The following is a 13,760-nucleotide window of genomic DNA, read 5'->3' on the forward strand; positions in this document are numbered from 1 at the left end:
TTACAATTATGGCACTAGAAATTAAAGATAGCAATTTTGATGAATTGCTGAATGCAGGAAAACCGATGGTAGTTGACTTTTGGGCAACATGGTGTGGACCTTGTAAAAAGATTGCTCCGGATGTTGAAGCTTTGGCTGAACAGTACAAAGATCAGGTGGTTGTCGGTAAATGTGATGTTGATGACAATGATGAATTGACAGGTCGCTTTGGTGTACGCAACATTCCTACTGTTCTTTTCATTAAGGATGGCAAGGTGCAGGACAAGACTGTCGGTGCAGTTACTAAAGCAGAATTGGAAGAAAAGCTGAAAGCTTTACTTTAATCAAAAAGAATATTCACCTCTTTAATACATTATGGCTATGGGAATTGAAGACGATTTCTTATTGGAAGATGAGGATGATGCAAAAACGATAGAATTTATCAAAAACTATCTGCCTCAGGAATTGAAGAACAAGTTCACGGATGATGATTTGTATTACATCCTCGACGTGATTGTTGACTATTACACCACCAGTGGTTGTCTGGATGTAGAGCCGGATGCGGAAGGATACATTAACATCGATCAGGATGAAATCGTGAATTACGTAGTCAAAGAAGCTGCGAATGACGGTATGGGCCCTTATGAAGCCGATGATGTGTTCTTCGTGGTGCAGGGTGAAATGGAATATGGAAATTCTTTGGGACAAGTAGACTGATACTTGCCTTTTTGATAGAACAATAAAAAAGTGAATGAGGGTGTGTCGAAACTCTCATAAACTAAAAATCACCCTCGCCACAGGTAGTTGTAGCGAGGGTGATTTCGATAAAAAGGGAATTTTGACACACCTCCATTCTGTATATTATAATCGTTTTATTTCTTCTGCTGCAGCTCCTTTCCCTTTGTATTTGCTCTTTGCCGTATTGAATTTGTAACGGATAGTGAAACGAAGTTCACGACTGTCAGAAACGTTGGCTACATCCATATTCATGTGTTTATTATAAATTCGGTTACCGTCCTTGCGGCCATGAGTCAGGTCTATACCTTGTAAATGAATGGATAAGTGCTCGTTGAGAAACGATTTGGTGAGTGTGGCGTTCATCATGAATACATTTTGATACATATAGATATTCTGATAATCCCCTTTACTTTGGAAGTTTATGTCTGTACTTAGAGTCCAATGATATGGCAGTTGGATGCCGTTGTTGAGTGTACAGAAGAATAAGGGGGTATCCATTTGAAGTGTTTCTCCGTTATGCTCTATTTTTGCCCATTGTTTTTGTACACCTACTGTGAGTTGGGGGTGCCAGCTGCCGACTGCAGGGGAAGCAGTCAGGAATGCAGAGAAATTATCTATACGGTTGAAGTTACGGTGGGTAACGGTGGTAATAGCGGGATTCTTTTTGTATTGTTCTGTAATATAGAGAATTGCATCTTTCTCGCGTTGGTAGCTTATCATAAACTGTAGCCATTTGTAGCTGCCGGATAAGGTGAGGTCATGGATTGTTTCAGGTTTTAAATCTGGGTTACCACTCATATAGGTAAATCGGTTCATATATCTCATATTACTGGATAGCTGGTTGTAGAAAGGGCGTTTGATTTTAGTAGTATAGCTTAGTTGGGTTTGAAATTTGCCTATTTGTGTAGCTAACGAGATATTAGGGAAGAAGTTGCTATAGGAGTGCTCCGAAGATATATGTTCATAACGTAATCCAATATTCAGGTATGCGATTTTTATGAAACGGTTGTATTCCGCAAAGAATCCGGTATGAGTTTCTTTAATATGGTTATCAGTAGTAGGAAGTATTTCCTGTGGGTTGGCAAATAGGTCATAACGGTGGGTATGGGTATATTCGGAACCAAATGAGAATGTACCTTCAGCTATAGGATAGCTGAAAAGCAATTTTCCTGCATAAAGTTTGTTGTCTGCTTTATTTGTTGATTGTATCATGCGGCTTGCCTGTTTGTGACTGGTTTCCTCTATTTCGTTTGTGGTTCTTACTTTACTCCATAGTGCATCGGCATTGAAGTCAATAGTCAGTTGGCCGAAGGTAGCTGAATAATATGCATTTATTTGTTGTGACGGCTTTTTTACTGTTACACTGTTGCTACTACTCAATAAGTGGTCATAATAATCTCCATTGGCAAGAATCTCACTTTCTGCTTTATACCACACTTTATCTTTAGGGGAAGCATACAGTGAATAACGGATACCTACAGATTGATTGTTATTGATTTGGTAATTCATTCCTAACTCTCCTTTATAATTGTTGTATAGGGAAGCTTCTTTCATGATATTTTTTTGCTGCCATAAGGTATCGACAAAAATATCTTGGGTGACGCGGCGGGTGAGTAAATATTCATTGTGTATATATTGGAAAGTTCCAAAAATATCAAGGCTGTTATGTCGGTAGTTCAGGTTTAACTGCTCATTCAGTCTGCTGTTTTCAGACTGTCCCCAAGTGGAACGGATGTCAATTCCTATTCCGTCACCGCTTTGTCTTACTGTTTTAATACGGATTACTGCTTTTGCATCTGCTTTATATCTTGCTCCCGGATTCGTGACGACTTCCACTTGTCGAATTTCTGTTGAACTTAACCGGTCAAGTTCGGAAAGGTCACGTATTTCTCTGCCATTGATGTAGATAATTGGTGTGCCCTTACCAAATACTGTGAATTTTCCTTCTTTTTCTTGTATGCCCGGAATGTGTTTCAGTACATCATTCCCTGTTCCCGATTTACTTAAAAGGCTATTTTCAATGCGGGTAACAAGGTTGCCGTCTTTTATTTGATAGTCGGGACGTTTGGCGGTAATGACCACTCCTTCTAATATAAACGTGTCATTGGACAAAACTATGTGTTCTTTTTTGCTGTTTTGGGTCTTTTGATATGTGGTTTGATATCCTATGGAAGATACCTTTATTATATATGTGTTCGGAGATGGGGCAATTATTTCGAAACTGCCGTCTTCTTGGCTGATACTTCCTTGAATGAATGAAGAATCGCGGGCTGATAATAAAACGATATTGGCGAATCCTATCGGTTGATTTTGCATATCTGTTACTGTGCCACAGATATGCTGAGCCATGAGATTGGTTGCTGTTACCAAGAATAATAGTACACAAATACTTGTTCCTTTAATTACATTCTTTTTCATTTTGCTGATAATTTTCGTGATTTATTTCCAGCAAAAGTAAGAGTGGACAAGAAATAGGGCAAATAAGAGGGATATACGTCAATGTTTAGTGATAAAACACTTATTGATGTGTTCTATCCCATGTTTTTGGGATAAAAGACAAGGTCTTTACTGCTAGTTTATAATATCTTTCAGCTTTTTCAGATTCTTCAGGTAAGTACGGGATACAGGAATCTCTTCGGTTGTTTCGGTTAGGTTTAAACGATAACCTTGCGCATTCCCACTGATATGTATGATATGATTAATATTGACAATGTAGGCTCGGTGGCAACGGACGAAGTATTCGAAAGGCTGCATTGTTTCTTCCATCTGTTTAATGGTGGATCGTAGAAGTTTGTGTTTCTCTTTCCCTTCTTCTTTATAATAAATATCGACATAATTCCCAGATGCTTCCATATAGAAAATATTTTGGGGCAACAGGGTGACGGAGTCTTTTGTCTCTCCTGAAAGAGTAATCATTTCATTGCTTCCTTTTTCGTCTTTATGTCGTTCGGAAAGCGCTTTGTTCAGCTTTTGTGCTTCCAACAAGTTACGTTTCAAGGCATTGTTTTCTACAATGAAAAGACCAAAAATAAGTGGAATTGCACCGATAGTGAATGCCGCAAGCATATCAATGCAAAGTATCTTGTAGAATTCGGGTGTCCCCAAATCATCCCAAAAATTGGCTTTAATGAGAAAATAATGGTCGTAGATAAAGGTGCAGACTCCCATGAACAATAAGAAGGAGAAGCAGTGTATGATGTTTTTCTTTATAGTCCATTGTTCAGGAACATAAAAACGCTTGAACAGTTTAGGCGCTACAACGAATCCTAGAACGGAAGCAATGAATGTAAGCCCGATAAAAACACATAATACTCCAAATTGAATGATACTGTTTAATCTATAATGAAAAGGTTCGAAAATAGCAAGAATCAATCCTATGGTGGTGGCATTCAGTAATGCAAGTGTCCATGGTCTATCTACTGCATAGGTAGGGCGGTTCAGGTATTTCTTTAACTTTATCATACGATACCTTGTACATTGAGGAAGAAGTAAACGCCGGTGGCTATCATCATCAGTCCTAATAAAGCGTAAAATAAGCGTGCACGTTGGCGGCCTACGTTGTGGACAATAAATTGTGTATTATGTGCGGTGAAAAACCATTCCCAGTTGAGTAAGGAAGCTAGGATGGCAAGTAAACCTACCAATACGAATATTCCTTGTATAATATAATGCATTCCCATTTTTGTATAGTGTCATTGTAAGTAAGGAACACATGGTTCCTTATTATGAACTCTGTCATGGGAGTGTGTCAAAACTAAACCGGTCTATCCCATCGCCAGCTGTAGGGGCAGGGTTTGCCTGCCCGAAGACCCAAAGCAAACTGTTTCCGGGCGAGCGAACCTCGCCCCTACGAACTAAATGACAGCATTGTCCACGTTTTGACATACCCCCCCCCCCGACGAGATGATAATTATCTTTAGCTTTATCTGCTTCCCGAAGGAGCTTTTTTATTCTGCTGTTTCAAAATGGATTTTGCGGCTTCCGTCTTCCAGCTCATCGATATAAACTTTCACGGCATCGCCCGGCAAAACGTCTTCTATCAACTCCGGCCATTCGATAAAGCAAAGCGCACCGCTGTAAAAATAATCTTCATACCCCATATCATATACTTCTTCCAGTTTCTTGATACGGTAAAAGTCAAAATGGTAAATCAGTTCGCCTGCCTCTTCCGAACGATATTCGTTGACGATGGCAAATGTAGGCGAGTTGATGACATCGGTTACTCCCAGTTCTTCACATACAGCTTTGATGAATGTCGTTTTACCGGCCCCCATCTTTCCATAGAAAGCGAAAACGGTGTTGTCTCCCATGGCTGCGATAAACTGTCGGGCAGCTTCGTGGATAGAGTCTAAAGAATTGATTTTGATTTCCATATGATTGTTTGTTTTAACTTCTTTATTATTTATCGGGTATGTCTGCAAAGATAAATGCTTTTCCCCACTTTGCAAAGTGCATACACCAGAATAGAGAAAAATATGATGGCGGCTCCTGAAGGAACTTGTAGTTTATAAGAAATGACCAGTCCTCCCAGGCAGCCGATGTATCCGATAGCGATGGAAAGCCAAATGATGCGCTTGAAACTGTGAGTGAACAGGTTGGCGGTCATCTGTGGCAACGTCAGCAGTGAGATGGCAAGGACAATGCCCACCATGCGCAGACAGGAGACGATGGTAAGTGCGATGAACATCATCAGCAGATACTCAAAGATGGCGACGGGAATGCGTTGCGAACGGGCAAACTCGCGGTCGAATGCTATATAGATAATAGGATTTAAGAAGAGGGTGAAAAATAGTATCAATAAGACCGAAAGGGTAGCCAGCATCCAGATATCTGTCGGCGTGATGGTAAGGATATTACCAAAAAGAAAAGCCGAAAGGTCGGGGGTGAAACCCGGTGCAAGGAAACTGAAAATGATACCTACTGCCATGCCGAATGTCCAGAAGACGGCAATGGCGGAATCTTCGCGCATATCTTTTCGCTTGCTCAGCCACTCTACTCCGAAAGCAGACAAAACGGAAAATACGGCAGCCGACAGAAGAGGGGAGATACCGGCATACAGCCCCAGCCCGATACCGCCGAAGGAGGCATGAGTGATGCCACCGCTGATGAACACCAGACGGCGTGTCACAATGTAGGTACCTATGATGCCGCAGGCAATGCTGGCAAACAAACTTCCCAACAGGGCATGCCGGAAGAAAGTATAATGTAAAAGTTCTAATATATCCATTTGGGTTTGTTTATTAACTTTTTCTGTCGGGGCGATTCTGTGGGGAAGGGGATTATTTGAATCTCCGTTCTCCTACTATCAGGAACAGTTCGTCTTTCAATTCGTCCGGCAATTCGATACCCCGAAGCTGTAAACTGCGGCTCCATCCCGCCACTTCGTCTTCCTTGCAGGTATACATCACCTCGCGAAACTCTTCAATTTCTTCTTCACTGTATCCGTCGGAAGAATGTCCGCGGAAGCGGTCTAATTCCTCGTCGTCATAATATTCTACCTTTTTGCTTACGGCGGCCAGCAGACTTTCTTTTTCGCATATTTCATGTTGTCCGCAACATTCGGCATCCGCTTCCACTATTTCGGGCGCAGCCTGCAGTTCACCGCTTTCTATCTTCTTTTGAATCTTTTTGTTTCGTGCATAGCCTACTGCCATGGCAATGGCGGTCAGGACGATTAATCCGATAATGAGTATCCACATGTTTTTATACCTCCTTTATTATGAAACCTGCTTGTCTCAAATCTTCCCAATAGCGGGGATAGGATTTGGAGACTACTTGAGGATTGTTTATTAATATTTCGGGTAATGCCAGACAGGTAGGGGCAAATGCCATTGCCATGCGATGGTCTTCATACGTGTCGATGGCAGGATGTTCTTCGGTCGTGCATCTTTCTCCTTCCCATGAGAGAACAGAGCCGTCAGTTTCATGGAGTATATACCCCAGTTTCTTCATTTCCGTTATCAGTGCAGCCATGCGGTCTGTTTCTTTGATTTTCAAACTTTGCAGGCCGGAGAAGCGGAAAGGGATATTTAGTAACGCACAAGTCACAACAAATGTTTGTGCCAGGTCGGGTTGGTTGATAAAGTCGTAATCCAGTCTTTCCACACTTTTGCCATTCTTTTTCAAAATGACGGTTTTGTCTTTGTATATGGTTTCTACTCCCAGTGAGCGGAATATTCCGGCTACTTGGCTGTCACCCTGATAGCTGTCCTTGAAAAGTCCGGGCAGCGTGACTTCCGCTTCTTTCGACAAGGCTACTATCTGATACCAGTAAGATGCGGCACTCCAGTCACTTTCCACATAGAAAGGAGTGGAATGGTAGGCTTGCGGCTCTACCTTGAGCCGGTGGTCGTCTGTCCATTCCGCACGGACACCGAAATCGTTCATCAGTTGCAAAGTCAGGTTGATGTAGGGGCGTGAGATGATATCGCCTGTCAACCGGATGGTCAGTCCGTTTGTCAAAACGGGGGCTATCATTAATAAAGCGGAAATATATTGGGAACTTACGTTGCCGGGCAGACTGATAGTGTCTTTTCTTAATTCCCGCCCTGTGATGCGTAATGGGGGGAAGCCGTCATTGGCTACATATTCTATATCTGCACCCAATTCGCGTAAAGCGTTGACCAGCACTTGTATCGGACGTTGCTGCATACGCTCCGTTCCGGTGATGATTCGTGTGCCGGGTGTCACCGATAAATAGGCAGTGAGAAAGCGCATGGCTGTTCCGGCAGCCATAATGTCGATGGTTTCTTTGTCATCGTTCAAAGCGCGTATCATTACCCGGGTATCATCGCAGTCCGATAAGTTTTCGGGATGGTGTGTTCCGTTGCCTAATGCATTGATGATAAGTGCACGGTTACTGATACTCTTGGAAGAGGGTAATTGGATAGTTGTATGTATCTTAGCGGGTGCCGTTACTTTTATTTGCATCATACCTTATATATAATAATGTGTATCGGAGTGCAAAGTTAGGAATATTATCTTAATACTTGATACGTTGGAGGATAAAAAGAATGTTCTTTTAAGGAGAAGGGGAACCGGAGCGGGATGGAGCAAGAAAATCGGGCGGAAAGATTCCGCCCGTCAGTATAATGCTTTTCACAAAGCTCCCATGCTGATAATTTATAGTAAAGTTAAGCTATAGTAATGCCGGTATCCAGGTAAACATCCTGAATGGTGTGAAGCAGTTCTACTCCTTCATTCATTGGTTTCTGGAACGCTTTGCGACCGCTGATAAGTCCCATGCCTCCGGCGCGTTTGTTCACAATGGCCGTGATGACCGCATCTTTCAGGTCGGAACTTCCATGTGATTCTCCACCGGAGTTAATCAGCCCTACACGTCCCATATATCCGTTGGCTACCTGATAACGGCAGAGGTCGATGGGATGTTCGGAAGTCAGTTCTGTATAAACTTTATCGCTGGTTTTGCCGAACTTGATAGCTGTGAATCCGCCATTGTTGACCGGAAGTTTCTGCTTGACAATGTCCGCTTTGATGGTGACTCCCAAGTGGTTGGCCTGCCCTGTGAGGTCGGCTGCCGCATGATAGTCCACACCGTCTTTCTTAAAGTCATTATTGCGGAGATAACACCATAAAATGGTGGCCATACCCAGTTTGTGTGCATATTCGAATGCTTCGGCTATTTCGACCAACTGGCGGCGGCTTTGTTCAGATCCGAAATAAATAGTGGCGCCTACAGCTACCGCTCCCATATTCCATGCTTCCTTGACCGTACCGAACATCACTTGGTCGTAGGACGTGGGATAGGTCAGCAGTTCATTGTGGTTCAGTTTGACGATAAACGGAATTTTATGGGCGTATTTGCGAGCTACCGCGCCCAAAACTCCGAAAGTGGAGGCAACTCCGTTGCATCCGCCTTCAATGGCCAGTTTGACGATATTCTCAGGATCGAAATAAAGAGGATTCGGAGCGAATGAAGCTCCGGCAGAATGTTCGATACCCTGGTCTACAGGGAGGATGGAAACATATCCGGTGTTGGCCAGTCGTCCGTGTCCCAATAAAGTTTGCAGGCTGTTCAGCGTGCGGATATTTCTGTCCGAATTAATCCACACCTTGTCGATGGTATCGGCCGAAGGCACATGGATGAGTGACTTATCTATTGTTTTACAAGTATGGCCCAGGTAATATTCGGCCCGGTTGCCAAGTAAATCTATTATTTTATTCATAAAGTAATTGTTGTTAAAGTTTGGTTATTTCTTTTTTCCCTGATTGGCCACTGCTTCCATTAGCTTCTTTATCTCTTCCGGATCTCCCAGAAAATAGTCATTCTTCAGATTCAATTTATCATCAAATTCAAAGACATAAGGAACGGCAGTCGGGAGGTTGAGGTGTACAATCTCTTCATCGGGAATGTTTTTCAGATATTTAATGATACCTCTCAGGCTGTTGCCGTGAGCCACCACCAACAGTTCGTCTTCCGTTGTCAGAGTGGGGAAGATAATACACTTCCAATAAGGCAGAATGCGTTCGATGGTATCTTTCAAAGACTCGGTGCGGGGCAAGTCGCAGTCGGGAACCTTCTTGTAGCGGGGCTCGCGGATAGGATTGCGCGAATCGCTTTCTTCCAATGCATGCGGTGCCACATCAAAACTGCGGCGCCATATCAGGACTTGTTCTTCTCCGTATTTAGAAGCTGTCTCACTCTTATTCAAACCCTGCAGCGAGCCATAATGCTTTTCGTTCAGGCGCCAGCTTTTTTCTATGGGAATCCAATCCAAGTCCATTTTGTCGAGCACACAGTTGAGTGTCTTGACAGCCCTTTTCAGGAAAGACGTATACGCCTTGTCAAAGTGGAATCCCTCTTCCTTCATCAGTTCGCCGGCTTTGTGGGCATCGGCTATTCCTTTCTCCGTCAAGTCCACATCCGTCCAGCCGGTGAATCGGTTTTCTTTATTCCATGTACTTTCTCCGTGCCGGAGTAATACTATTCTTTTCATATTCGGTTCTCCTTTCTTGCTACCTTAAAATCGTATGGCTGATATCGGCAAAGTTACTTGCCATTATTTTCATAATCAATACCTACTGATTATGAATTTAACAATGGCGGAGAACGATTTGTTTACTCCCGGTCACTAAATTCAAAGGAGAGTTGCTCCCATCTTTCCTTTTCCACCGTCCCTTCTCTCTCTTCCTTGGGGTTGGATACGGACAGACCGATGAGGCGGATGGGATGATTGGAATAGTCTACTTCTTTCAACAGTTGTTTGGCGAGCGGCAGTATCTTGTCGAGGGTATGCAGTTCATGCGGTCGGGTGATGCTGCGCGTGATTTGGCTGAAGTCGTGGAATTTGATTTTCAGCGTCAGTGTATTGCCGGCAAAGTCGTTGCGCTTGAGACGTTCCACCAGTTCGGTGGTCACATGGTAAAGTTCAATGATGGCAGACGAAGGGATGGAAATATCTTTTTCCAATGTATGTTCACACCCCACGGATTTTCGGATGCGTACAGCTTCTACGGGGCGCAGGTCTATTCCCCGGGCAAAGTCGTAATAAAGTTGTCCGGCTTTACCGAATTGGCGTGTCAGCATTTCAAGGGTACAGGTCTGTAATTCCCTGCCGCTATGTATGCCGATGGAATGCATCCTTCGGGCGGTGACAGGCCCTACTCCCCAAAAAGATTCGATGGGCAGCCGGGAGATGAATTCCAAAGCCTGGTCGGGGTGGATGGTGCACAGTCCGTCGGGCTTGCGATAGTCGGAAGCCACTTTAGCCAGGAATTTATTGTATGACACACCTGCCGAAGCTATCAGTCCCAATTCTTCGCGTATTTGCTTCTTTATTTCTTTGGCAATGTCGACCGCCAAAGGGATGTCGGTCTTGTTTTCCGTCACATCCAGAAAAGCTTCATCCAGCGAAAGAGGCTCGATGATATCGGTATAGGTGTGGAAGATTTCGTGTATCCGACGCGATACTTCTTTATATACATCCATTCTGCCGTGCACGAATATCAATTGCGGACACAGTCTTTTTGCCTTTTGGGACGACATGGCCGAACGCACTCCATAGCGGCGTGCCTCGTAACTGGCGGCAGCCACTACGCCCCGTTCTTCCGCATGGCCCACAGCCAACGGCTTCCCCCGTAGTTCCGGATTGTCTCTCTGTTCGACGGAAGCATAAAAGGCATCCATATCGATATGTATGATCTTACGTTCGGACATATTTTGACTTTGCGTGGCAAAGGTAGAAAAATATATCTGTAATTTAAGGGAAAGACACGGAAGAACTACTGTTTTAATAGTGCTTCTTCTTTATGATATTGTGTATTCGGCAACGTACATTTACCGGATTTTCTCCATCATTTATAAATGACATTGAATTCGTAAATGGATGGCGGTGCAGATGCTTTCAATATGTTCAGGCGTATTTGTGAAGTGCGGTAACTGTAAGGGAAATGAATGACCTTACAGTCGCCCATGGGCACATCCGAACGGTAAATAGTTTCCCACTCCCCGTCTTTCCATATTTCTATCTGATAGTCCTTGATGCGGTTCGTTCTGTAGTTGGAGAAACCGTCCGCTCCGTTTTTGACGTCGCAATATTCAAAGATGCTGATTTTATTGAAAGGCTCTTTTTCGTCCAGCGTCAGGCTCAATGTCGCTACCGTGTCAGCGGCTGCCCATCGGGTTTGCATACCTCCGTCTGTGGCAAACTGTGCACCATATTTGTCCTCGTCATTGCCATAGGTGGAAGAGGCAGTTACGTTGCTGTTCAGTGAAATAAACTTTCCGTTGCGCGGTAAAGGCTTCCCTTTTTTAATACCTAACCGTTTGTTTAGTCCGATAATGGTGTTGGCTTCATGTTCGCGTATGCGTCCGGTTTGGTCGGGCGGAATGTTTACCACCAGTGTATTGTCATTGTCGGTACACCAATAAAACAGTTCTTCCAGTTCATCCAAATCGCGGACAGGCATAATGGATGACTTTTGGAACCAGTTCCATGCTTTGCTCAGGCAAAGGGTATGTTCAAAAGGCAGATAATAAGATTTGCCTTGATGCAAATATTGCTTTTTATCGGCTTTGTGGGCAATTTTAGGGTCCCATAAACGGAAATCGCTTGGAAAGTATTGGAACGTGTATTTATTGTCCACAATCATGGAGTCGGGGAGTGCGAATTTGCGTTCTCCTTCTTTCAGGACAATGGTGTGATTGACTCCTACGGCACATGTGGGTTGCAATTTCTTGATATGTGAGTAAATGCGGGGCAATTGCCACTCTTCCGGTTTCTTGTCCCATCCTCCGTCGAACCATATTTCCTGCACCGGTCCGTAATGGGTCAGCAGTTCGGTCAGTTGATTCTGCATATAGTCAATGTATTTGCCAAAATCTTTCCCTTTGTATAAGGGTTCGTGGCGGTCCCACAATGAATAATAGATGGCAAATTGCAGACCGTATTTTTTGCAGGCTTTGGATACTTCACCCACCACATCTGTCTTGACGGGTGAGGAAGCCACATCGTAGTCGGTATATTTGCTGTCCCACAGGCAGAACCCGTCGTGATGCTTGGTGATGAGCAGAACATAGCGGAAACCGGCATCTCTGGCCACCCGTACCCATTGGTCGCAGTCCAACCGGGTCGGGTTGTAGGCGCTGACGGGGACAGTGCCGTCCGACCATTCGTCTCCCGAAAACGTGTTCACTCCAAAATGTATAAACATTCCGTATCCACGTTTCAGCATGGCTTTTTGAGTCTCATTCGGAGTATCCGAAGGGGTGATTTCCTGAGCGTATGTACACACTGTTGCAAATAGCAGTGTGAAAAAGAAGATAAACTTGTGTGCTTTCATGTAACTAAATATTCTATTTTGTTTTGTTTCCCAAAAGTATATCTTTCTTGCTAAATAGGCTAATATATAATAAGAAAAATCAGCTCTTCTTTTGGTCTTGTTTATTTGCCGGACTGTTTACCTTATCTTTTGCCGGATGGAAAAAATGTATCACATGGGATTTCATTGCCACGAGTTTGTTTGTCAACGCACTCATCCACTCTGTCGGAAAGAATGGGTTTGTGTGTTCCTGCCCTCCCCATATCTTCTCCATTTGTTCGAATATGCTTTGAAATGTTTTTATACGCTCTTCGTCACATCTTTTTTGATCTTTATATACCTTTACGATTTGCTTGTACAAGTCGACTACTTTTGTATAGCGTTCGAGTTGGGCTGTCAATAGTTGGTTGCGATAACAGCTGTCTTCGTATTTCGAGGCTAAATTGTGAATCCAAGAGTGGAACTGTTTGTTAAGTTTTGTAATGGCACTTTCCAATATGACAAGGACGGTGCTTTCATTCACTGACATTAGCCGGGCAATAGTATATATATCGGTTTGGTTGGCAAACGCAAGGAATACTTTACGTTCGTTTTCTCCGAGCAACATGCTCAGTGCATGACTGACAATCTCGTTGACGGCTATAACCTGTTTGCTCAGTTTTTGTGTAAGGCCTCTTGTTGTGCTGTCCGTTTTCAATTTTTTCTTAGAGCGAAGCGCTTTTTGCAGAACATTTACCGGCGAGTCCTTTTGAGTCAGTTGCTTGAGCGCAAATCAGGCTGTCTTCATCCACAAGAATTACACCTGCAGCGTCGGAATAAACTACTTCGTGTGTTTCGAGTATATGAAGCATTTCTTTTTGGGAGATGCCACATTTTTTCATCAGTATTCTGATCCCTTTCCGGTTAGTTATATTGCTGTTTTTTAGGTTAAGAGAGGATAAAACAAAGATATAGCTATTTAAGGAAATATTGTCTTATTTAGATTAAAAACTTTCTGTTTTTTTGAAGAGTTTGCCCGAAGCTGGAATACATGGCGTTTGGAACTCTCTAAGTCGTTCCATTAGTCGGAGTAAGCGTTTTCATCCTTTCGATTATGCCTTTCTGTCCGTCAGATTACTACAGTCTTCGGCAGTGGACTGTATAGTCCGCTACTGTAGACCGTACAGTCCATTGCAGTAGACTGTACAGTCTGCCGTCGGAGACTGTAATAATCTTCCGTTTAAAAGGTAACCATTCTATTTTCCGCTACGACAATTTTATCG

15 protein-coding genes are annotated in these 13,760 nt (G+C 43.5%); 2 read left to right on the forward strand and 13 right to left on the reverse strand.

The window, feature by feature from the left end; translation table 11 throughout:
* The first annotated feature begins 8 nt into the window (after positions 1-8).
* Positions 9-323 (forward strand): thioredoxin, encoded by a 315-nt coding sequence (gene trxA / locus HMPREF1534_RS18590; RefSeq protein WP_005935455.1) that lies wholly within the window; start codon positions 9-11, stop codon positions 321-323.
* Between the two features lie 37 nt (positions 324-360).
* The gene (locus tag HMPREF1534_RS18585) at positions 361-696 is read left to right on the forward strand and encodes a hypothetical protein (RefSeq protein WP_005935458.1); all 336 of its coding nucleotides are present in this window, start codon (positions 361-363) and stop codon (positions 694-696) included.
* A gap of 144 nt (positions 697-840) precedes the next feature.
* Here HMPREF1534_RS18585 and HMPREF1534_RS18580 read toward each other — a convergent pair whose 3' ends face one another.
* The 13 genes from HMPREF1534_RS18580 to HMPREF1534_RS20215 form a co-directional block, all read right to left on the reverse strand.
* Positions 841-3,135 carry an outer membrane beta-barrel protein gene (locus HMPREF1534_RS18580; RefSeq protein ID WP_005935464.1) on the reverse strand — a complete coding sequence of 765 codons (2,295 nt, stop codon included), beginning with the start codon at positions 3,133-3,135 and terminating at the stop codon, positions 841-843.
* Positions 3,136-3,288: 153 nt separating this feature from the next.
* Positions 3,289-4,179, reverse strand: coding sequence for a LytTR family DNA-binding domain-containing protein (locus tag HMPREF1534_RS18575; protein WP_005935466.1), 891 nt, complete (start codon positions 4,177-4,179; stop codon positions 3,289-3,291).
* Complete coding sequence (locus tag HMPREF1534_RS18570) at positions 4,176-4,397, reverse strand: immunity 17 family protein (protein WP_018452168.1); 222 nt, start codon at positions 4,395-4,397, stop codon at positions 4,176-4,178. Before HMPREF1534_RS18570 ends, HMPREF1534_RS18575 begins: the two co-directional genes overlap by 4 nt.
* Positions 4,398-4,664: 267 nt before the next feature.
* Positions 4,665-5,090 (reverse strand): tRNA (adenosine(37)-N6)-threonylcarbamoyltransferase complex ATPase subunit type 1 TsaE, encoded by a 426-nt coding sequence (tsaE, locus tag HMPREF1534_RS18565; protein ID WP_005935472.1) that lies wholly within the window; start codon positions 5,088-5,090, stop codon positions 4,665-4,667.
* A gap of 29 nt (positions 5,091-5,119) precedes the next feature.
* Complete coding sequence (locus HMPREF1534_RS18560; RefSeq protein WP_005935476.1) at positions 5,120-5,944, reverse strand: metal ABC transporter permease; 825 nt, start codon at positions 5,942-5,944, stop codon at positions 5,120-5,122.
* A gap of 52 nt (positions 5,945-5,996) precedes the next feature.
* Positions 5,997-6,416: a hypothetical protein gene (locus tag HMPREF1534_RS18555; protein WP_005935479.1), complete on the reverse strand. Its 420-nt coding sequence runs from the start codon at positions 6,414-6,416 to the stop codon at positions 5,997-5,999.
* Positions 6,417-6,420: 4 nt separating this feature from the next.
* The gene (locus tag HMPREF1534_RS18550) at positions 6,421-7,647 is read right to left on the reverse strand and encodes a 3-phosphoshikimate 1-carboxyvinyltransferase (RefSeq protein WP_005935483.1); all 1,227 of its coding nucleotides are present in this window, start codon (positions 7,645-7,647) and stop codon (positions 6,421-6,423) included.
* 203 nt (positions 7,648-7,850) lie between these two features.
* The gene (locus HMPREF1534_RS18545) at positions 7,851-8,903 is read right to left on the reverse strand and encodes a class I fructose-bisphosphate aldolase (protein ID WP_005935487.1); all 1,053 of its coding nucleotides are present in this window, start codon (positions 8,901-8,903) and stop codon (positions 7,851-7,853) included.
* A 24-nt stretch (positions 8,904-8,927) separates the two neighbouring features.
* Positions 8,928-9,674, reverse strand: a complete 747-nt coding sequence (gene gpmA / locus HMPREF1534_RS18540; protein WP_005935490.1) for a 2,3-diphosphoglycerate-dependent phosphoglycerate mutase — start codon at positions 9,672-9,674, stop codon at positions 8,928-8,930.
* 122 nt (positions 9,675-9,796) lie between these two features.
* Positions 9,797-10,894, reverse strand: coding sequence for a DNA polymerase IV (dinB, locus tag HMPREF1534_RS18535; RefSeq protein WP_005935493.1), 1,098 nt, complete (start codon positions 10,892-10,894; stop codon positions 9,797-9,799).
* A gap of 137 nt (positions 10,895-11,031) precedes the next feature.
* A complete protein-coding gene (locus HMPREF1534_RS18530) occupies positions 11,032-12,519 on the reverse strand; it encodes an alpha-L-fucosidase (protein WP_005935495.1) in 1,488 nt (495 codons plus the stop codon).
* Positions 12,520-12,598: 79 nt separating this feature from the next.
* Complete coding sequence (locus HMPREF1534_RS18525; RefSeq protein WP_005935498.1) at positions 12,599-13,195, reverse strand: hypothetical protein; 597 nt, start codon at positions 13,193-13,195, stop codon at positions 12,599-12,601.
* Between the two features lie 7 nt (positions 13,196-13,202).
* Positions 13,203-13,349 carry a hypothetical protein gene (locus tag HMPREF1534_RS20215; RefSeq protein ID WP_005935500.1) on the reverse strand — a complete coding sequence of 49 codons (147 nt, stop codon included), beginning with the start codon at positions 13,347-13,349 and terminating at the stop codon, positions 13,203-13,205.
* Positions 13,350-13,760: the final 411 nt, after the last annotated feature.

Source organism: Phocaeicola massiliensis B84634 = Timone 84634 = DSM 17679 = JCM 13223, from assembly GCF_000382445.1.
GTDB classification, from domain to species: domain Bacteria; phylum Bacteroidota; class Bacteroidia; order Bacteroidales; family Bacteroidaceae; genus Phocaeicola; species Phocaeicola massiliensis.